This window comes from Halomonas sp. SpR1, from assembly GCF_031010175.1.
GTDB lineage: Bacteria > Pseudomonadota > Gammaproteobacteria > Pseudomonadales > Halomonadaceae > Vreelandella.
In genome coordinates, this window is sequence record NZ_JAUAMB010000010.1 from 25,335 (window position 1) to 45,112 (window position 19,778).

Here is a 19,778-nt window from a genome sequence, read left to right on the forward strand (position 1 = left end):
AAGGGCTAACGTGGAAGGCGAATATGAAAGATAAGGAATTACCGCCCCGAGTGGTTCGACGAGGATCGAACGATGAGTGAAAGCCCTAACATCGTGCGTGTCGCCGCACTTATCGCCGATAACGCTCGGGCGGAGGTGCTTTGCGCCTTAATGTCCGGTCGTGCGCTGACCGCAACTGAACTGGCCAATATGGCTGGCGTTACCAAACAGACCATGAGTTTTCATCTGGGAAAGCTGCTAGACGAAGCGCTTGTGGCTGTTGAGCAGCAGGGCCGCCACCGCTATTTTAGGCTTGCAGGCCCGCAGGTTGCTGAACTCCTGGAGACGCTGATGGGCCTCGCTGTCAGAGGCGAAGGTGTCAATCTTGTTACCGGGCCCCGTGACCCCGCCCTGCGTAAGGCTCGTGTCTGTTACGACCACCTTGCTGGAGAGTTGGGTGTATGGGTATATGAGCAGATGCTCCAGGCCGGTATTTTTCAACTGCACTTGGGAGGGTTGCAGCTCACCGAGTATGGGCGCGTTTGGTTTCAGCAATTAGGCATCGATACAGATGAAGTTGCGTCTTCAAAGCGCTCATTTTGTAGGGGATGTCTCGACTGGAGTGAGCGCAAAGACCATCTGGCGGGGGCCCTCGGTGCCGCGTTTCTCAACCGTATAGAAGCGCTTGGCTGGGCAAAGCGAGCGAAGAATTCCCGGGTCATTGTGTTCAGCGCCAAGGGTGAGAAGGCAATATGGGCAATGTTCGCAACGCCAAGCGCGCTACCGGCCCGCACTCAACAACCTGCTGCTACCGGTACGGCTACGCAGTTAACCTAGACAATATTCATCTACTGGCTTGAGGATGTAGTTTTGCATATCTCGGTTGGGGGTATTCTGGACACGTTCGAGCATCTAAATCAGGACAGGTATCCGGGCCAGCAAATTCATGTGATTGAGATGGAGGGATATGCCTATTTGGTGCCCTTTGTGGAATCGGAGGACGAAGCATCAGCAGTATGCTGATGCGATGTTCAAGAAAGATGCCCGCATCAATATCAGGCTTTCTTCCAAAGATCTTCGCGGTCTACAGAAAAAAGCCCTGGCGGAAGGCATTCCCTACCAAACGCTTGTTGCCAGTATCCTTCATAAATATGTAGAAGGTCGCTTACATGAGGATTGGTAGCTAACCCGCCTATATATTGAGTGAGCACGCTGGCTCCCAGGGAGGCCAGCGCTTCCACTCTTTAATGCAAAAATGCCCGCAACGTATCGCTGGCTTGGTCAATGGATAAGACGCCATCTAAATGGCCGCGATTGCCTTCCAGGGTTTCAAGCGTCACTTCAGTGCCGTCTGCTTCAATCAGCTCGGCGGTATGGCGCACGCCTTCAGGGGCGAAGACGAGGTCGTCTTCGCTGTAGAGCATTAGCGTGGGCGCCTCGATAGCCGCAAGTCCTTCCTCTAACGAGTCGCCGTGGCCTGCCATAAAGGTTTGGTTGGCGCGCACTAGATATAGAAAATGGTTCGCATCGGACGTTTCGGCACGTCCGGCGGCGATATCATCCAGCGTTTTTTCAATCGCGTAGCGGGCGTTGATGTCCTGGGCCGGGTCGCGCTCTTCATCGGCCCAGTCGCGGTTGAAGGTTTCGTTGGCCCACTGCCAGTGGTTGGCGTTGAGCGTGACCAGCTTAAGCGCTTCTTTTAAACCGTCGGTGGGTGGTTCGCCGTCGTAATAGTTTCCCTCGTTCCAGTTGGCATCTAGCCGAATCGGCGCTGCCCAGGCGCTGAGGGTTGCCAGCAGCCATGGGTCGGCAACGCCGCCGCCAATCACAGAAATTAGCCGCTCTACTCGGTCAGGGTAGGCGCTGGCCCACTCGATGGCCTGTAACGCGCCCATGGAGGCACCCATCACCGCGTGCAGCGATTCAATGCCTTGGCTCTCTAACAGTTCGCGCTGCACTTCGACAAAGTCACGGATTGTCACCACTGGGAAGTCCATGCCCCAGGGTTCGCCGGTGTCCGGGTTGATCGAGGCAGGCCCAGTAGTGGTGACATTGGGATCGTTGGCGCCGAGATTGACCAGCGTATCCGAGGAGATAATGTAGTACTCATCGGTATCGAGAGGTTTGCCGGGCCCAATGATCGCGTTCCAGTAGCCGGTCGGCTCGCCCTCTGCTTCATAGCGGCCTGCGGCGTGGCTGGTGCCGGAGAAAAAGTGGGTGATCAAAATAACGTTATCGCGGGCGTCATTTAATTCACCGTAGGCCTCCCAACCCACCACCAGCTCGGGAATGGTCTCTCCCCCTTGGGTGGTGAAGTTTTCCATCTCGAAGGTCTGCTTTTCTACCAGGCCATCCCAGGCCATGAGCGATGAGGAGGCAAACAGAGTGGCCCCGGCAAATGCCGACACCGTCAGTAAACAGTAACGTTGTGAGAGCGCCATACGCTTTCCTTATAAAGGGCTAGTTGTGCTTGTTATTGGCTGCATCGAGCAGCTGCCCCTTCAGCGTAGTCGTTTCTAGCGCATTTTAAACGGATTCAAGCCATTAGCTTGCTGCATCATCATGCGCTTGGCGAACGGGAAGCGCTCGGCGAGCTGCAGGCTCAAATCGCCTAACTGGCGCAGCGGTTTGGCACCGGTAAACAGGTGGTGGAAGCTGTCGGTGGCGGCAATCATCGCCTGGTTAGCCGCGCGGCGCTGGCACTCAAAGCGGAGTAGGTTGAGGTAGTCGCCGGGGTCGCGGCCTTGAATGATAATCTCAGCAAGGGTGTCGGCGTCGTGCAGACCGATATTTAACCCTTGGCCTGCCAGCGGGTGTACTACGTGGGCCGCGTCGCCTATTAGCGCTAAACGCTTGCCGATATAGCGCTTGGCGTGCTGGCGCTTGATGGGGAAGCTGGCGCGCGCGACCACCCGGGTGATATTTCCCAGGCGGCGGGGGAAGGCACCCTCAATAGCGGTTTTTAGCGTCGCGTTATCCATTGCCTCGCGGGCGCGGGTAGCGTCTTCGTGGTCATACCACACCAGCGATGCGCGGTGGCCGGGTAGCGGCAGCATGGCAATTGGGCCGGTGGGGGTGAAAACCTGCCAGCTGACATCCTGCTGGGGCAGCTCTGTTTCCACGTTAATGATCATGGCGCGCTGGTGGTAATCGTAGCTCTCCACTGGAATCTGGGCTAGCTCGCGCAGGGCCGAGCGGGCACCATCAGCCCCAACCACCAGCGGCGCGCTCAGTGTCTGACCGTTATCCAGTTCAAGCTGGCGTGCAGAGGTGGCCGCGATGGTGCTCAGCGGCGCGCAGTGGGTGTAACAGGTGACGCTGGGTAATTGCGCCAAGCGCTGCCAGAGGGCGTACTGTAGAGTACGGTTTTCGATAAAGATGCCGAAGTCATCCATGCCGCTATCGGCGGCGGAGAACAGCGCGTGGCCGGTGCCGTCCTGGTTGGCGACATCGATATGCCGGAACGGGCAACTGCGCTCTTCAGGGAGCGCTGTGCCGCTGGCCTTCACAAAAGCAAGTGAACGCGCGTTTAGTGACGAGATCCGCAGATCATAGTCGCCGCAGGGTTCGCTTGGCTCGCCGCCTTTCTCTACCAGCCCGACAGAGAAGCCTGCATGACCCACACGAGCTGCCAGGGCAGCGCCCACCATGCCGCCACCGACAATAATAATGTCATGATCGTGCTGCATAAGAGTATCTCCTGGGTGCACAATAACCGTTGAAGGGCGCGTTGCATGGCCCTCTGTTGCATTACAGTATCGTTGAGTTTGAACCACATTGCCTAGAGGTGAACGATTGACGCAGGCCGTGGAAATAGCAGAAAGCGTTGCCCAGGCGGGCGAGGAGCTGGCTGATTTTATTCAGCAGCACCGCAAACTGTGGGTGATTACCGGTGCCGGGGTGAGTACCGACAGCGGCATCCCCGACTACCGCGATGCGGATGGCCAGTGGAAGCGGCCACCGCCGGTGCAGCATGGCGATTTTATGAGCTCTCATCACGTTCGCCAGCGCTACTGGGCACGTGCGCTGATCGGTTTCAGCGCTATGCGTGAAGCCCAGGCCAGTGGTGCACACCGAGCGTTAGCGGCATTAGAGTCACAGGGCTATATCCAGCAGTTGGTGACCCAAAACGTAGACCGCTTACATCAGCGCGCCGGTTCCCGCCGGGTGATCGACCTGCATGGCCGTGCCGATATGGTGAAGTGCATGGTGTGCGACTATCAAATGATGCGCCACGCCATGCATGCCGAAATGGCGTGGATGAACCCAGCGTTTGCAGGTTTGCAGGCGGGTCACGCCCCGGACGGTGATGCCGATTTAGAGACTGATTTCAGCAGCTTCCGCATTTTCGATTGCCCGCGCTGCAGCGGCATTCTAAAGCCTGACGTAGTATTTTACGGCGATGTAGTGCCCGCCGAACGGCGGCTGGCGGCGCAAGTCGCCTTGGCCGAGTCCGATGCGGTGCTGGCAGTGGGCACTTCGTTAATGGTGTTTTCCGGCTACCGTTTCTGTCGCGCCGCCCATGATCGGGGAATCCCGCTGGCGTCGCTCTCCCTCGGCGTGACTCGGGCGGATGCACTATTGACCCACCAGTGGCGGGCGCCGCTAACGCCGGTACTTGAGCAGGCTGTTCGTAGCTTAAAGGGCGCTTAGCCAATTCTCCCGCGTTAGCGGGCTTTGGATACCCACGGATTATCTTCTAGCCAGAGTCGCCATGGCGCGTCGCGGTGCTCTGGCTGGGCGTAATCGATACCCACGCGTGGGCCACGGGCGATCTTGGCGTCGTGCGTTGCTGCGCTAATCCACAGCTTGTCGGCCTGGGTCATATCATGGCCATACAGCGCTTTATCAATGGTTAAAGCACGCGTGAGCTTGCCGGGGCCATTGCTGAGTTGTTTACCCGCGGCTTGACGGGTGGCACGCATGGCGGCTTCGTTGGCGGTGGGCTCAACCGCACGAATCAGCACCGCGCAGGGCGAACCCTCTGGCTCGGTGACTACGTTCAATAGCCAGTGCATGCCGTAAACGAGATAGACATAGGCGTGGCCCGCAGGCCCGAACATTGCTTCTGTTCGCGGAGAGCGGCGGCGGTGGGCATGGCAAGCGGAGTCTTCAGCGCCGCAATAGGCCTCTGTCTCAACAATCCTTGCCGCCATCTGCTCACCGTTATGTTCGCGCACCAACCAGCAGCCGAGCATGTCTCTAGCTACCTCAAGGGTGTCGCGATTATAAAAATCTCGTGAGAGGGGAGGTAGCATGCTGTCTTTAACATTTGGCATGTTTGGTAACATCGCCTCGGCGTTTAGTTGAGTAGAATGCTAGGGTATTAGATAGTCATTGCCACTAAAAGCGGAGCCTATCGTGCTGCAATTTGAACATCTCTACTCCACACTGCCGGAGCCCCTTTGGGTCGCTACCCAAGCAACGCCCGTGGCCCAGCCTGAGCTGATTGCTTTTAATGCCTCGCTTGCTGAAGCGCTGGGCGCAAAAGAGATTCCTGACTCAGCAACGCTTGCACAATGGTTCAGCGGCAATCAGCCCATTCCGCATGCTAAGTCGGGCGCACTGGGTTACGCAGGTCATCAGTTCGGCAACTTTGTGCCGCAGTTGGGCGACGGCCGGGCGCTGCTGCTGGGTGAAGTGATCGACCAGAACGGCGTGCGCCGCGATGTGCAACTAAAGGGCAGCGGTCGCACGCCGTTTTCCCGCGGTGGCGATGGCCGTTCGCCACTCGGGCCGGTGCTGCGTGAATATTTGGTTAGTGAGTTTATGGCGGCGATGGGAATTCCCACTACCCGCGCGTTGGCAGCGGTGACTAGCGGCGAACGGGTGGTGCGCCAACTGCCCGAACCCGGCGCAGTGTTTACCCGCGTGGCTAGCAGCCATATCCGCGTTGGCACCTTTCAGTTTGCCGCCGCACGCCGAGATGAGGCACTGCTAAAAGCGCTGGCGGATCATGTGATTGAGCGCCACTACCCGGAGGCCGCCAACGCCGAAGACCCTTACTTAGCCCTGCTGGAAGCGGTCGTGGCTCTCCAAGCGGTGCTGATTGCCCGCTGGATGAGCATTGGCTTTATCCATGGGGTAATGAATACCGATAACTGCAGCATCGCCGGTGAAACCATCGATTACGGCCCCTGCGCTTTTATGGAGCAGTTTGATCCCAAGAAGGTGTTTAGCTCCATCGACCAGGGCAAGCGTTACGCGTTTGATAACCAACCGGCGATAGCCCAGTGGAACCTGGCGCGCTTTGCCGAAACGCTGCTGCCGTTAATGAAGGAAGAGGGCGATGCGTTGGTGGAGCAGGCCACCGATGCCATTCGTCACTTTGAACCATTGTTCAGCGCCGAACAGCGCCGCCTGCATGCCGATAAACTCGGCCTTGCAGCAGATAGCGATCAGGCAATGTCGCTGATGGAAGCGCTGGAAAGCCATATGCATCAGGGGCGGATGGATATGACGGCTACCTTTGATGCGCTCACCCAATACGCTGCCTCGCCGAATGATGAGAGCCGTGAGGCGCTGCTGGCGCTGACCACGCAGCCCAATGAGCTAATCGCGTGGCTGGATAAATGGCAGCAAGCACAGGTGGTCAGTCAAGATGACGAGCGCTTTACTGCCATGCGTCATGCCAACCCGGTGATTATTCCCCGCAACCATCGCGTTCAGGAAGTCATTGATGCCGCTTACGAGGGGGATTTTGCGCCTTTCCATACCCTTCTAGCGGTGGTGGCTAAACCGTTTGATGAGTCCGTTGAAGCGCGTCGTTTGGCGGCGCCTGCCACAGAAAACGAACAGGTATTGAGAACCTTCTGCGGAACATAATGCCTATGCTAGACTGTGTTTTTTTACAGTTTGGTGGGTAGCCGGTGCGCAAAATTATTCACTGCGACTGTGACTGTTTTTTCGCCGCAGTGGAGATGCGCGATAACCCTGCGCTGCGGGATATCCCCATTGCCATTGGCGGCAGTGTCGAGCAGCGCGGGGTGGTCGCTACCTGTAATTATCCCGCCCGCGAGTTCGGCATCCACTCGGCTATGCCCATGGGCCAGGCGCTCAAGCGCTGCCCGCATCTCACCGTTATTCGCGGCGATATGGCCAAATATAAAACGGTTGCCCGCCAGGTGTTTGCGATTTATCGCGAGGTCACCGAGCTGATCGAGCCGCTGTCATTGGATGAAGCGTTTCTGGATGTCTCGGACGTCACCCTGCATCACGGCAGTGCCACGTTAATGGCTGAAGCGATTCGTGAGCGGGTGAGCCGTGAAGTGGGCATCACCGTTTCAGCGGGGGTGGCACCCAATAAGTTTCTGGCCAAAATCGCCAGCGACTGGAATAAGCCCAACGGCCTGTGCGTGATCACGCCGGATAAAGTCGATAGCTTTGTGCAGCAGCTGCCAGTGAAAAAAATCCACGGCGTAGGCCCGCGCACGGCTGAAAAACTGGCGGGGCTGGATATCCACACCTGCGCCGATCTGCGCTCCCGCACGCTGACGGACTTGGTCGAACGCTTTGGCCGCTTTGGACGGCGGTTGCATGAGCTAAGCTGGGGACGCGACGAGTGCCCGGTAAAAACCCACCGCGAGCGTAAATCGATTAGCACCGAGCAGACCTATGCCCAGGATTTACCCAACCTCGACGCCTGCCGCCAAGAGCTACCCGCGCTAATCGAAGATTTAGAGCGCCGCTACGCCCGGCTTGACCCACCTCTAGCGGTGCGCGGGCTGATCGTAAAAGTGAAATTTAACGACTTCACGCAAACCACCGTGGAACACGCCGACCCCGCCCCCAACCTCGAACAGTTTGAAACCCTGCTGAATGTTGGCTGGGCCAGAGGCGAGCGCCCCGTGCGCCTGCTGGGGGTAGGCTACCGGCTGGCGGAGAACAGCCAGGAGCATCAGCTGTCGCTGTTTTAATTAGCCTGTTAATCCTTATGCCGATTGACGCTCACTCAATCGCGAGTTAAAACAGACGTATGATAGTTTGAATTGATCTTTTACCGTTTGCTCACCCACGAGTCTCGCTATGTCTGCCGATGCTGCTTCACGTCCCCGCTTAGTGTTTGCCCATGCCAATGGTTTTCCAGGGTTAAGCTATCGCAGCCTGCTGAACCCACTGGCTGAAACCTTTGACCTGCACCCTGTGGATCGCCTGGGTCATCATCCTGATTATCCGGTTAATCACAACTGGGGCAATCTGGTGGATGAGTTGCTGAGCTACCTGCCCGAGAGCGACACACCGCTACTGGGGGTAGGGCATTCGCTGGGGGGCACCTTGATGGCCATGGCCGCTGATAGGCAGCCCGAGCGCTTTTGCGGGGTGATCATGCTCGATCCTCCCTTGATGCTGGGAACGGATGCCTGGGCGATGAAAGCCGCCAAGCGATTTGGCTTTGTTGATCGGGTCACCCCCGCGGGTAAAACCTTGGGGCGTCGCACGGTGTGGCCTAGCCGGGAGGCAATGGCGACTTCGCTGGGGCGACGGGGGCTTTTTCGTCGCTTTACCCCGACAGCACTCAACGACTACATTGAAGCAGGGACGCGCTTATTAGATGACGGCAGTGCGGAGCTGACCTTTGATACACAGATCGAGGTGGAGATTTTCCGTCATCTGCCTGATCACCTTTCGCGCCTGCCAAAGCGTTTGGGCGTGCCGCTTGAACTAGTGGCGGGTACAGAATCTGATCTGCTGACCGCTTCGCGCATCAAGCGTTTGAAGCGCAAGGGCCTAACGGTAAGCGAAGTCCCGGGCACGCATATGTTCCCCATGGAGCATCCGGATGAGACCCGTGCCGCTATTTTGGCCGCTTGGCAGCGATTGTCTGCAGCTAGCAGGCCATCAAATACAGCGTAAGGAGGCGTTATGTATCTTTCCGTACAGCTTAGCTACTATCCACTGGCCGATGATTTCAAGCCGGTGGTCAAGGAAGTGGTGAAACGGCTGGAGGCGACAGGGCTGGAAGTACATCCGAATCGCATGAGCACCCAGGTATTTGGCGAGTTCGATGCTGTGATGGCGGCATTGAGCGAGGTGATGAAGTGGTCGTTTGAGACCCATGGCAAAGCGGTATTTACGGCTAACTTTCTAGAAGGCGACCGCAGGCCTCGTTAAACCAAAACGCCGCCCGATTTTTTTGGGCGGCGTTTGTTTTGGCTCAAATGGCGCTTATAGCAATGTCTCTTACACCAATGAATCCAGGCAGGACTCAATAATATCCAAGCCTTCATTGAGCACGTCGTCCTGAATGGTGACGGGCATCAGGAAGCGGATAGTGTTGCCGTACATGCCGCAGGAGAGCAGGATCAAGCCCTCTTCGCGGGCTTTTTTGCACAGCGCAGCGGCCAGTTCGGCGTTAGGCGTGTGGTCGGCTTTATTCGACACCAGCTCAAACGCCGCCATGGCGCCCATGTTGCGCACGTGGTCGATGCAATCGAACTTGTCGGCCCACACATTGAAGCGCTTGGCCAGCTTGTCGCCCAGGGCCTGGCTCTTCTCCAGAATATTCTCTTCTTCAAATACGTCCATGACCGCCAACGCCGCCGCACAGGCGGTGGGGCTGCCGGTGTAGGTGCCACCCAGGGAGTTAGGGCCTGAAGCGTCCATTACCTTGTCGGTGCCTACAATGGCGGAAATCGGCATACCGTCGGCCATGCTCTTGGCCATGGTCATGATGTCCGGCTCAACGCCGCTATGCTCGATGGCAAACATTTTACCGGTACGGCCAAAGCCTGACTGCACTTCGTCGATGATCATTAAGATGCCGTGCTCATCGCAGATTTCGCGCACCTTGGTCAGGAAGCTGGTGGAGGCCGGGTAGAAACCGCCTTCACCAAGTACCGGTTCCAGCACGATGGCCGCGGTATCTTTGGGGTTGGCATCGGTTTTCAGCGCCATTTTCAAGCCACGAATGGCTTCGTCTTCGCTTACGCCGTGGTAAGGAACCGGGTAAGGCGCGCGGAAAACGGTACCTGGCATCGGGCCAAAGTCGCTCTGGTAAGGGGCAACCTTGCCGTTCATGGCCATGGTGAAGAAGGTACGACCATGGTAGCCGCCATCAAAGCAGATAACGTTGGAACGGCCGGTGGCGGCGCGGGCGATCTTGACCGCGTTTTCCAGCGCTTCCGCACCGGAGTTGGCCAGCATGACTTTGGCATGGCCACGCACGGGTACTATCTGACTGAGCTTTTCGGCGACTTTCACATAGCCTTCATAGGGCATAACCGTTTGGCAGGTATGCATCAGCTTATCGAGCTGGGCTTTTACCGCGGCGACCACTTTGGGGTGGCGGTGACCTACGTTGAGTACGCCAATGCCGCCCGCGAAGTCGATAAAGCGGTTGCCGTCCGCGTCCCAGATTTCAGCGTTTTCAGCGTGGTCGGCGAACGCCGTTGCGGGGCTAGCGGCGCCGGCAGCGACGTATTTATGTTTCAGCTCGTTCAGTTCGGCATTGCTGCTCATGGCTTACTTCCTAATTGATGAGGATTGATCTTTTAGCATAGTACTTATCAGCACAGTACTGATCAGCACGGTACTTATCAGCATAGTGCTTATTAGCTTTGATTACATGGATGACGAGGCAATGACAACACGATTACGCCCCGCCTGCTTAGCTTGGTACATCGCTTTGTCGGCATGGTCGAGTAGTCTTGAGCCCGAGCCTTCAGCGTAGCTGGCGATCCCCGATGAGAGCGTCACCGTTAATTGATGCTCGGTAAAGGTTTGTTGCGCGACGCTTTTGCGCACACGATCCATACCCTGATAGGCCTCTTTGGCGTTCACGCCCGGCATAATGATCAAAAACTCTTCGCCGCCCAGGCGGATATGCAAATCGGTGTCGCGCAGTCTCTCGCTGACCAAAATAGTGATCTGTTGTAGAACGCTATCGCCTGCGCTGTGCCCATAGGTATCGTTTAGGGCCTTAAAGTCATCCAGGTCATACATGGCGATACTGAAGGGCGTTCCATAACGTTTAAAGCGCTGAATTTCTTCATCCAGACGCTGCAAGCCGGCACGACGATTGAGCAGCTCGGTGAGTTCATCGTGGTGGGCAAGATGATCTAGGAGTTCGTTGGCTTGTTTCAACCGCTCTTCGAGCTGCTTGCGCTGGGTAATATCGATAATAAAAGTGACTTTACGCGGTTCGCCGTCTTCGGCTTCAATACGCGCAGCTTCAGCGATAATGGTGCGTATCTCGCCGCTTTTAACGACTACGTCCCACTCTTGGCGCAGTTCCTGGTTCTCGTTGCCTCGCATGAATTCGTCATGCAGGGCCGATAAAATCGCCCGGTTCTCTTTGGGGACGACTTGGGTAAAGTGCTGGCCTAAAAGTTCTTCTTGCTGGTAGCCATAAAACTCACAGTACGCGGGATTGACCATTTCAAAGTGGCCAGAAGGGGTCGTGATACAGATCCCGATCGGTGCCGCTTTGATAACGTTTTCGGTATTGCGCTTTGAGCGATTAAACAACTTGTAAAGTTGATCGGGGCTAATCTCTTTCATTCACCGCTCCTGAGCTGCTTTCTGCTTCACTTTTTAAGCCCAATAATAGGGGAGTGATGTCGGCGCCCAAGGAGTTAATCGCGGGTTTGGCGAAATAGAAACCCTGCTGACGAACAATTCCGGCGCGGGCCAGCCAAAGCGCTTCTGCGCGGGTCTCTACGCCTTCGGCAATCAGCGTCGTACCCAGTTCTTGCGCCAGTAATATAATCGCGTTTAACAATGCTTGGCGGCGACAATCGCTATCGCAGTTCATCACCAGCTCACGGTCGATTTTGAGCTTGTCCGGCGTTAAATCGGTGAGTAAGTCCAAATTAGCATAGCCATTGCCAAAGTCGTCGAGCGCCGTTTTGAAGCCCATGGAACGGTAAGCATCGATGATATTGCACAGGTGCTGCCGGTCGCGGACGCGTTCGGTTTCGGTGATCTCAAAAATTAGCCGATGGGTGGGCCAGCCTACGCGCTTGGAAACGTCTAATGTCGCTTGGATACACGCTTTCGGTTCATAAACGGCGTTGGGCAAAAAGTTGATCGAGAGATCGGTTTGCATATCCAGTGCGCTGGCCATTTCGATCGCTTTCACCCGGCAGGCTTGGTCAAAGCGGTAAAGCAAATCATCCGTGACTTGTGAAATAACGCTCCACGCGGATTCGCCTTGGGATCCGCGTACCAACGCTTCGTAGGTGACGACGCGAGCCAGCGATAAATCCACGATAGGCTGAAAGGCCATAGTGAACTCAAAGGGCAAGTCGCCTTCACAGCGTTTGCAACTGCCATTAACGCGTGCGCACTGGCTCATAGCGGCTCCTGGAGATGGGTATAGTATGTTGCTGTTAATGCCACAACGTTAGAAAGCATAATGCCTAAAGCCTACATCGCAGCATTCAACGTTAATTGGTTTAGATGTTGGTGAGTTTTTGTATAGGTATTGTATAGATATATATTGCGAGGCGCTAGCTAATGGCTATCCGCCTTTAGGCTCACAGCGCTGGTCGGCGCTTAACGGCATAAAAAAAGCGCCGGGTGAGGCGCTAAGGAGGGGAACGTAACGCTTGTTGCTGCTAAATAATCCCGGCATCGCGCAGCGCCTTGCGCTGTTCGAGGGTAATGCCGAGCTCTTCTAATACGCTTTCAGTGTGTTGGCCTAAGTGGGGGGGCGCTGTGGTGGCGCTTATTTGGGCGCCGTTAAAACGGATTGGGTTGGCGACCAGATCCACTTGACCCGCTTGGTCATGGGGCAGCGTCTGTCTGAGCCCGCGGGCTTTGACGTGAGGGTCGTCGAATACCCGATCCAGCGTATTGATTGGCCCACAGGGCACGCCAACGGCTTCAAAGGCGGCTAGCCACTCATCAGTGCTGCGCTGGGCCAGCGCCGCTTCCAGCTGCGGTACGAGAAGCGCGCGGTTAATTACCCTAGCGCCGTTGGTGGCAAAGCGAGGATCTTCGGCCAGAGCCGGTAGCGAAAGCACCGCGCAAAAACGTTTGAACTGCTCGTCGTTGCCGACAGCCATAATCATATGGCCATCCTGGGTAGCAAACGCTTGGTAGGGCACGATGTTGGGGTGGGCATTACCCAGCCGCTGGGGCACATTGCCGGAGGTGAGGTAGTTGAGCGCCTGATTGGCGAGCACACCGACCTGGACATCCATTAGCGCCATATCAATATGGCAGCCCACGCCGCTATCGCGACGCTGGTATAGTGCCGCCAGTACGGCATTGGCCGCATACAAACCGGTGAAAATGTCGGTGAACGCCACGCCACTCTTAACCGGCCCGCCGCCAGGTTCGTCGTCAGGCTTGCCGGTTAGGCTCATGATCCCGCCCATGGCCTGGATCATAAAGTCGTAACCGGCGCGGTGGGCGTAGGGGCTCTCCTGGCCAAAGCCGGTGATCGAGCAGTAAATCAGCTTGGGGTTTAACGCCTTTAAGCTGGCGTAATCCAAACCGTAGCGTTTTAAGCCGCCGACCTTAAAGTTTTCGATCAGCACATCGGATTGAGCGACGAGCTGTTTAATCACCGCCTGGCCTTCGGGCGTGGCCATATCGACGGTCACCGAGCGTTTACCCCGATTAGCGCACAGGTAATACGCTGACTCTTCGCTGCCCGCCAGCCAAGGTGGCCCCCAGTGGCGCGTGTCATCGCCGCTACCGGGCCGCTCGACCTTAATCACATCCGCACCCATATCTGCGAGCATCTGACCACACCATGGCCCAGCCAGCACCCGGGAGATATCGAGTACTTTAATACCGGCCAGTGGTTTGGTTAGCTCGCTCATAGAGGCTCCCTTAATAGGTGGTAAGTGATTAAAAAGGTCGTCATTAAAAGGTGTCGATCAAAAGAACGACTGAATGCCCGTTTGCGCGCGACCTAGAATCAGCGCATGCACATCATGGGTGCCTTCGTAGGTATTCACCGACTCTAGGTTGACCATGTGGCGAATAACGCCGTATTCGTCGGAAACACCGTTGCCACCGTGCATATCGCGGGACTGACGGGCGATATCCAGCGCTTTGCCGCAGTTATTGCGCTTGATCAGAGAGACCATTTCCGGTGCCCAGTTGCCGCTATCCATCAAGCGGCCCACCTGCAACGCAGCCTGTAGGCCCAGGGTGATCTCGGTCTGCATATCGGCAAGTTTTTTCTGGATCAACTGATTGGCAGCCAGCGGGCGGCCAAACTGCTTGCGGTCTAAGGTGTACTGACGCGCGGCGTGCCAGCAGAACTCCGCGGTGCCCATCACGCCCCAGGCGATGCCATAACGCGCCTTGTTCAAACAGCCGAACGGGCCTTTCAGACCGCTGACGTTGGGCAACAGGTTCTCTTCGGGAACGAAGGCGTTGTCCAGTACGATTTCGCCGGTAATCGATGCGCGTAGCGAGACCTTGCCTTCGATTTTGGGCGTAGTGAAACCTTCGGTGCCGCGCTCAACAATAAAACCTTTAATTTGGTTATCGTGAGCCGCTGACTTCGCCCAAACCACTGCGATATCGGCAATCGGGCTGTTGGTAATCCACATTTTGGCGCCGGTCAGGCGATAGCCGCCGTCAGCTTTTTCCGCACGGGTAATCATGTTGCCGGGGTCAGAGCCGTGGTCGGGCTCGGTCAAACCGAAGCAGCCAACCATTTCGCCGCTGGCAAGCTTGGGCAGAAATTTCTGCTTCTGATCTTCAGAACCGTAGGTCTCGATGGGGTACATCACCAGCGACGACTGCACGCTCATGGCGGAACGATAGCCGGAATCCACGCGCTCGACTTCGCGGGCAATCAAACCGTAAGCGACATGGTTAACGCCTGCACCGCCGTACTCAGGAGAAACAGTGGCACCCAGCAGGCCAAGCTCGCCCATCTCGGTCATGATCTCGCGGTCGAAACGCTCTTCACGGAAGGCGGTCAGCACGCGGGGCTGAAGATTTTCCTGGCAGTAGTCGTAGGCCGCATCGCGAATCTGGCGCTCTTCATCGGTGAGCTGCTGTTCCAGAAGGAGCGGGTCGTCCCAGTTGAAATGTGTCATGGCGTAGATTCCTCGGAAAGTGGTCAGGAATAGATGCAAAATAGCTTGCAGCCAATGTATCGCCGTTTTTTTAAAATATCTACATTTTTTTAAAACGCAGAATTTAATTGATGCCCCGCGCTTCGAGGACACGCGTGATAATCGGTACTGGGGTCATCAAATGGTCACGCATTAAGCTGTCGGCCTGGGCTGTGTCGCGCGCCAGAATGACATCGACTAACGCAGCGTGCTCCTGGCGCTTGAGCTCCAACGCTTGAGGCGACATCACGGTTTCCTGGAGCCACAGATGGCGGTAGCGCTCCACCTGATCAAACAGGGTGTTACGCATTTGCAGTAGGTGAGGGGAGTTGCAGCCACTGGCAATGGCAGTATGGAACGCTTTGTGTCGCTGATCCCAGATGTCGAGCAGGTCGTCGGGGGTGTTGACGTCGGTAACCTTGGCTAGCCGATGCGCAGTGGCCAGTACCGTGGCTTCCCAGTCATCGTCGCCGCGCTCTATGGCAAGGCGCAGAATCAACCCTTCAAGCTGCGCCCGGGCGTCGTAGATATCGTTAAGTTCGGCCAGCGACATCGGCGCTACGCGGTAGCCGCGCTGGCTAACGGCCACCACTAAACGGTCAGCGACAAGCTGTGAGAGTGCTTCCCGCAGCGGCCCGGTGCTGGCGCCGTACTGCTCTTTCAGGCGGCTCATTAGCAGCTTCTGTTCAGGGGCGTAGCGGCCACGAATAATGTCATGCTTGAGCTGGCGGTAAGCGCTGATGGCCAGGTTCTGGCGCGGTGCGTCTTTCTCGCTACTATTTTCCTGCTTAAAACCGGGCTCCATAGCAGTGTGGCTCCTATCCTGAATCAATAAAAAAGTGAGCGGGAGAAATTAATCGCCATTATCAGTAAATATTAACAATTTGGCATAGAGTAAGACATTTATGCAGAGTTTCATGATTTTAATACGTCGCTTTCCGACCCAACGGCGGGACGGTTACGCCTATTGGCACGCTCAATGTTGTACCGGCGAAGCTCCTGCAGCGCTGATAACCTCCTATTAGCATCTAACGCAGTAGCCGTGCTAACTTCTCCATCACCGCTTCTGGTTGCCTTTTGATGGCGAGCAGAAGCAGGGGGATTCAACACTTCCTTTATCGTCAACCATACCTATAAGTCCAAGCAGGACGGAGGAAACGCTCATGCGAACTCTACGCTCTCTATACGCCACAGCCGCTGCCGCTTCTATGCTAGCGGTCGCGCTTCCGGCAAGCGCTCAACAGCTCTCAATCGCAACTGGCGGTACCGGGGGTGTTTACTACCCTATCGGCGGTGGCTTTGCCGAAATGATCAACAACCATATCGAAGGTGCCCAGGCGACCGCTGAAGTCACCGGTGCCTCGGTTGAAAACATGGGGCTGATCATGCGCGGCGACGCGGATCTCGCCCTGGCACTGGCCGATACGGTCTATCAAGCCTATAACGGCACCGATGACTTTGAAGGTCGTCAGGTTGAAAACATCCGCGCGCTTGCCTCGGTTTACCCTAACGCGGTTCAACTGGTTACCCTTGCCGAGTCGGATATTGAAACGATTGCTGATTTGGCAGGCAAACGGGTCTCTGTTGGTGCACCCGGTAGCGGTACTGAGCTAAATGCTCGCGCCTTGTTGGAAGCCAATGGCATCAGCTATGACGACTTCACTCCTCAGCGTCTGAACTTCAACGAAACCGCTGACGCTATCCGCGATGGCGACATCGACGCCGGTTTCTGGAGCGTAGGCCCACCGACCAGCTCAATTCTCAACCTGGCCGCCACCCGCGATATTCGCCTGATCGGCCTGTCTGATGAAGAAGTGGCCAATGCTCAGGCGGAAGAGGAAGTCTTCGCACCCTACGAGCTTGCCGCCGGTATGTATGACGGTATGGACGAAGCCGTGCAGACGCTAGGTATTCCCAACGTTCTCGTCGTTAACTCTGAGATGGACGAAGAGTTGGCTTACCAGTTAACCCAACTGCTGTTCGAAAACACCGATGAACTGATTGCGGTTCACCCGGCAGCTAACGACACCACCGTGAAGTTCACCATGGAATCAACCCCCGTACCGTTGCACCCGGGCGCAATACGCTACTTTGAAGAAGTCGGTGCTGATATCCCGGATCGTCTACGTCCGTAATCGTTAAAGTGCATTGAGGGATATTGCCATGCAGTGGCAGCAACGACTGGTGGTGCTACTCATTGCATGTTGTCCGTTCGCCGAAGTGGGGGCCTCCCCCGCTTCGGCGTCTGCGTTTATGCGCTTAGCCGTGGTGACCGAACAGGGCGATACCCTGGTGGATGAAGCGGTGCCTGCTGGCGGTCGCTGGTGTATCAAGTGGCAGCACTCCGTTGAACACTTCACGGTATTGGACTGCTATCGTAATACAGAGGGCGTCATGCAATTGGAGCGTAGCCATCAACCCGATTTTGCCGCCGGGCTCGGGCATATCTATGGCCGCGGTGAGCAGGTATCAGACGGTGAGGGCGGTTACTGGATCAATGCCATTAACGAACCTGTAGCAAATAACCGGTATGTGTTGAGGGTGGGTTCACCTGCTGTCAATCATCGCGTGGTGTGGCCAGATGGCGAACATGCATCAGTAAGCCTGAGTGAGCACGCCGCTGGACAGCGGGTGACCATTCAACTGATAGATCCTCACGCATCCCCGCGTGAATAAAAACGACATTAGTTAACGCTTCCGAGGACTTCATGAGCGAATCCAAGCAACCGTCAAGCGTAGTGCCGGGCGGTAATGCGATTCAACCCCGCATGGTGCTGTGGTCGATCACCATTGTGGCGGTGGGTCTTTCCCTGTTCCAACTCTATTCAGCCGGTATTCAGCCCTTAGGGCTTTTTTATCAGCGCAGTATTCACCTCGCATTGATCATGATACTGGCGTTTTTAATGTTCCCAGCCTTCGGCCCCACCCGTAAGCGTGGTGTATTGGGCTGGGGGCTTGATCTGGTGTTTTTTGCCGGTGCCATCCTCACCGGCGGTTACTTAGTGCTCAATCTGGATGAGATTTTTAGCCGTGCAGGTTTCTGGAATGACACCGATATTCTGGTTGCCTGTATTGCCACGGTGACGGTACTGGAAGCCAGCCGCCGCGCGGTGGGTTTTGGGATGACCGTGATCGGCCTATTGGCGATTGTTTACGCCTTTGCCGGGCCGCGGGGCGAGCTACCGTGGCTAGGCGAGTGGATGCCGGGCATTCTGGAGCACCGCGGCTACACTATTGACCGAGTCGCCGGTCAGCTCTACCTGGGCCAAGAGGGCATCTTTGGCCTGCCGCTAGGCGTCGCGGCCACCTATATCTTTATTTTTGTGCTGTTTGGCGCCTTTCTGGAGTGTACCGGGGCGGGCAAGTTCTTTATCGATATGGCCTATGCAGCGACCGGTCGTCAGCGCGGCGGGCCCGCCAAGGCGGCGGTATTAGCCTCGGCGGGCATGGGGTCGATTTCCGGTAGTGCGATTGCCAATGTGGTCACCACCGGCGCCTTTACCATTCCGTTAATGAAAAAACTTGGCTACAAAGCCAAGCAGGCGGGGGGTATCGAAGCCGCGGCCTCGACCGGCGGACAGATTATGCCGCCGCTGATGGGTGCCGGGGCGTTCTTGATCGCTGAGTACACCAATACGCCGTACTTGGAAATTGTCAAAATCAGTATTTTGCCGGCGATTATGTATTTCGCCACGGTCTATCTGTTCGTCCACATTATTGCGCTTAAGCAGGGTATGCAGGGCCTGCCCAAAGACGAGTTGCCGCAGATGCGCCAAGTCATGAAAGATGGCTGGCACTTCCTGCTGCCGCTAGCCGTGCTGGTCTGGCTGCTGGCGATGAGTATGTCGCCGATGCGGGTAGGCTACTACGCAGTGATCACCATTTTGGCGGTAGCGGTATTGCGCTACGTGTTGTGGTTCTTCTTTGTGGCGCCCAGGCAGGGGCAGCCGGTGACCGCGACGGCCGTTAAAGACGTGGTGCGCGCGGGTTTTGCCAAACTAATCGAGGGTTTGGAGTTAGGTGCTCGCAATGCGGTAGCGGTTTCCATGGCCTGTGCGGTGGCCGGGATTATTGTTGGCGTAGTCGGGTTGACCGGTTTAGGGCTTAAGTTCTCTTCCATGATGCTGGCTTTCTCCGGCGGCAACCTGGTGTTGGCGCTGGTGATGGTGCTGTTGGCAAGCCTGGTGCTGGGCATGGGGCTACCGGTTACCGCCAGCTATATCGTGCTCATTGTACTCGTCGGGCCTGCATTGACCGCTGAATTCGGTGTGCCGCTACTGGTCGCCCACCTGGTGGTGTTCTGGTACTCCCAGGACTCCAACGTGACGCCGCCCATCGCGTTGGCAGGCTTTGCCGGAGCGGCGATTGCGGGCAGTAAACCGATGGAAACCAGCTTCCAGGCTTGGAAGTTTGCGAAAGGCCTCTACCTGATTCCGCTGTTTATGGTCTTTAACCCCGAAATCATTATTGGTGGCCCGGTGCCAGTGGTGATCTGGAACGGGGTGATTGCCATTTTGGCGCTGGGTGCCTTTGCCGCGGCGCTGGAGGGCTATCTGTTTACCAAAATGTCGTGGCTACCGCGCATCGCGATAACCGCCGCGATCTTTGGCGTGTTCTATCCCAACCTGATGACTGAGATTGCCGGTGTGGCGGTCATGGTTGTCGCCATTGTTGCTAACTGGCTGGCCAGCAAGCGTGAAGTGCGTGCGACGTCCGTTAGCGGGTAGTCGTTAGGCACAACCGACTGCTAGAGTGAAAAAGAGCCAGTGACAA

Annotated in this window: 19 protein-coding genes; 10 read left to right on the plus strand and 9 right to left on the minus strand. The window is 56.5% G+C overall.

The window, feature by feature from the left end:
• Positions 1 to 72 precede the first annotated feature (72 nt).
• Entirely contained in the window at positions 73 to 816 is a 744-nt protein-coding gene (locus QT231_RS09340; protein WP_308336632.1) for a helix-turn-helix transcriptional regulator, read from the plus strand.
• A 130-nt stretch (positions 817 to 946) separates the two neighbouring features.
• On the plus strand, positions 947 to 1,162 hold the full coding sequence (locus QT231_RS09345) for a hypothetical protein (RefSeq protein WP_308336633.1): 216 nt from the start codon (positions 947 to 949) through the stop codon (positions 1,160 to 1,162).
• Between the two features lie 61 nt (positions 1,163 to 1,223).
• On the opposite strand, the gene QT231_RS09350 is transcribed toward QT231_RS09345, so the two are convergent.
• Complete coding sequence (locus QT231_RS09350) at positions 1,224 to 2,420, minus strand: homoserine O-acetyltransferase (RefSeq protein WP_308336634.1); 1,197 nt, start codon at positions 2,418 to 2,420, stop codon at positions 1,224 to 1,226.
• Between the two features lie 75 nt (positions 2,421 to 2,495).
• Positions 2,496 to 3,668 carry a UbiH/UbiF/VisC/COQ6 family ubiquinone biosynthesis hydroxylase gene (locus QT231_RS09355; RefSeq protein ID WP_308336635.1) on the minus strand — a complete coding sequence of 391 codons (1,173 nt, stop codon included), beginning with the start codon at positions 3,666 to 3,668 and terminating at the stop codon, positions 2,496 to 2,498.
• 106 nt (positions 3,669 to 3,774) lie between these two features.
• Between QT231_RS09355 and QT231_RS09360 the strand changes: the two genes are divergently transcribed.
• The gene (locus QT231_RS09360) at positions 3,775 to 4,632 is read left to right on the plus strand and encodes an NAD-dependent protein deacetylase (RefSeq protein ID WP_308336636.1); all 858 of its coding nucleotides are present in this window, start codon (positions 3,775 to 3,777) and stop codon (positions 4,630 to 4,632) included.
• A gap of 14 nt (positions 4,633 to 4,646) precedes the next feature.
• On the opposite strand, the gene QT231_RS09365 is transcribed toward QT231_RS09360, so the two are convergent.
• Positions 4,647 to 5,258: a DNA-3-methyladenine glycosylase gene (locus QT231_RS09365; RefSeq protein ID WP_215117365.1), complete on the minus strand. Its 612-nt coding sequence runs from the start codon at positions 5,256 to 5,258 to the stop codon at positions 4,647 to 4,649.
• Between the two features lie 82 nt (positions 5,259 to 5,340).
• On the opposite strand from QT231_RS09365, the gene QT231_RS09370 reads away from it, so the two are divergent.
• The 4 genes from QT231_RS09370 (at position 5,341) to QT231_RS09385 (ending at position 9,090) form a co-directional block, all read left to right on the plus strand.
• Complete coding sequence (locus QT231_RS09370) at positions 5,341 to 6,804, plus strand: protein adenylyltransferase SelO family protein (protein ID WP_308336637.1); 1,464 nt, start codon at positions 5,341 to 5,343, stop codon at positions 6,802 to 6,804.
• 44 nt (positions 6,805 to 6,848) lie between these two features.
• Positions 6,849 to 7,895 carry a DNA polymerase IV gene (dinB, locus tag QT231_RS09375; protein WP_308336638.1) on the plus strand — a complete coding sequence of 349 codons (1,047 nt, stop codon included), beginning with the start codon at positions 6,849 to 6,851 and terminating at the stop codon, positions 7,893 to 7,895.
• 109 nt (positions 7,896 to 8,004) lie between these two features.
• Positions 8,005 to 8,832 carry an alpha/beta hydrolase gene (locus tag QT231_RS09380; protein WP_308336639.1) on the plus strand — a complete coding sequence of 276 codons (828 nt, stop codon included), beginning with the start codon at positions 8,005 to 8,007 and terminating at the stop codon, positions 8,830 to 8,832.
• Between the two features lie 9 nt (positions 8,833 to 8,841).
• A complete protein-coding gene (locus tag QT231_RS09385; protein WP_113268657.1) occupies positions 8,842 to 9,090 on the plus strand; it encodes a YkoF family thiamine/hydroxymethylpyrimidine-binding protein in 249 nt (82 codons plus the stop codon).
• 69 nt (positions 9,091 to 9,159) lie between these two features.
• Here the strand turns inward: QT231_RS09385 and gabT are convergent, their stop codons facing one another.
• The 6 genes from gabT to csiR all read right to left on the minus strand — a co-directional run bounded on the left by gabT (position 9,160) and on the right by csiR (position 15,810).
• A complete protein-coding gene (gene gabT / locus QT231_RS09390; protein ID WP_308336640.1) occupies positions 9,160 to 10,437 on the minus strand; it encodes a 4-aminobutyrate--2-oxoglutarate transaminase in 1,278 nt (425 codons plus the stop codon).
• Positions 10,438 to 10,539: 102 nt separating this feature from the next.
• Positions 10,540 to 11,478: a sensor domain-containing diguanylate cyclase gene (locus QT231_RS09395; RefSeq protein WP_308336641.1), complete on the minus strand. Its 939-nt coding sequence runs from the start codon at positions 11,476 to 11,478 to the stop codon at positions 10,540 to 10,542.
• On the minus strand, positions 11,465 to 12,274 hold the full coding sequence (locus QT231_RS09400; protein ID WP_308336642.1) for an EAL domain-containing protein: 810 nt from the start codon (positions 12,272 to 12,274) through the stop codon (positions 11,465 to 11,467). The genes QT231_RS09395 and QT231_RS09400 overlap by 14 nt, the downstream gene beginning before the upstream one ends.
• Positions 12,275 to 12,536: 262 nt before the next feature.
• Positions 12,537 to 13,751: a CaiB/BaiF CoA-transferase family protein gene (locus tag QT231_RS09405; protein ID WP_308336643.1), complete on the minus strand. Its 1,215-nt coding sequence runs from the start codon at positions 13,749 to 13,751 to the stop codon at positions 12,537 to 12,539.
• Positions 13,752 to 13,808: 57 nt separating this feature from the next.
• Entirely contained in the window at positions 13,809 to 14,987 is a 1,179-nt protein-coding gene (locus QT231_RS09410; RefSeq protein ID WP_308336644.1) for an acyl-CoA dehydrogenase, read from the minus strand.
• Between the two features lie 103 nt (positions 14,988 to 15,090).
• Positions 15,091 to 15,810, minus strand: coding sequence for a DNA-binding transcriptional regulator CsiR (gene csiR, locus QT231_RS09415; RefSeq protein ID WP_308336645.1), 720 nt, complete (start codon positions 15,808 to 15,810; stop codon positions 15,091 to 15,093).
• A gap of 358 nt (positions 15,811 to 16,168) precedes the next feature.
• On the opposite strand from csiR, the gene QT231_RS09420 reads away from it, so the two are divergent.
• Genes QT231_RS09420 through QT231_RS09430 form a run of 3 tightly spaced genes read left to right on the plus strand, consistent with a single transcriptional unit; the run spans position 16,169 to position 19,732 of the window.
• The gene (locus QT231_RS09420) at positions 16,169 to 17,140 is read left to right on the plus strand and encodes a TAXI family TRAP transporter solute-binding subunit (RefSeq protein ID WP_308336646.1); all 972 of its coding nucleotides are present in this window, start codon (positions 16,169 to 16,171) and stop codon (positions 17,138 to 17,140) included.
• A 28-nt stretch (positions 17,141 to 17,168) separates the two neighbouring features.
• A complete protein-coding gene (locus QT231_RS09425; protein WP_308336647.1) occupies positions 17,169 to 17,681 on the plus strand; it encodes a DUF1850 domain-containing protein in 513 nt (170 codons plus the stop codon).
• 32 nt (positions 17,682 to 17,713) lie between these two features.
• Complete coding sequence (locus QT231_RS09430; RefSeq protein ID WP_308336648.1) at positions 17,714 to 19,732, plus strand: TRAP transporter permease; 2,019 nt, start codon at positions 17,714 to 17,716, stop codon at positions 19,730 to 19,732.
• Positions 19,733 to 19,778 lie beyond the last annotated feature (46 nt).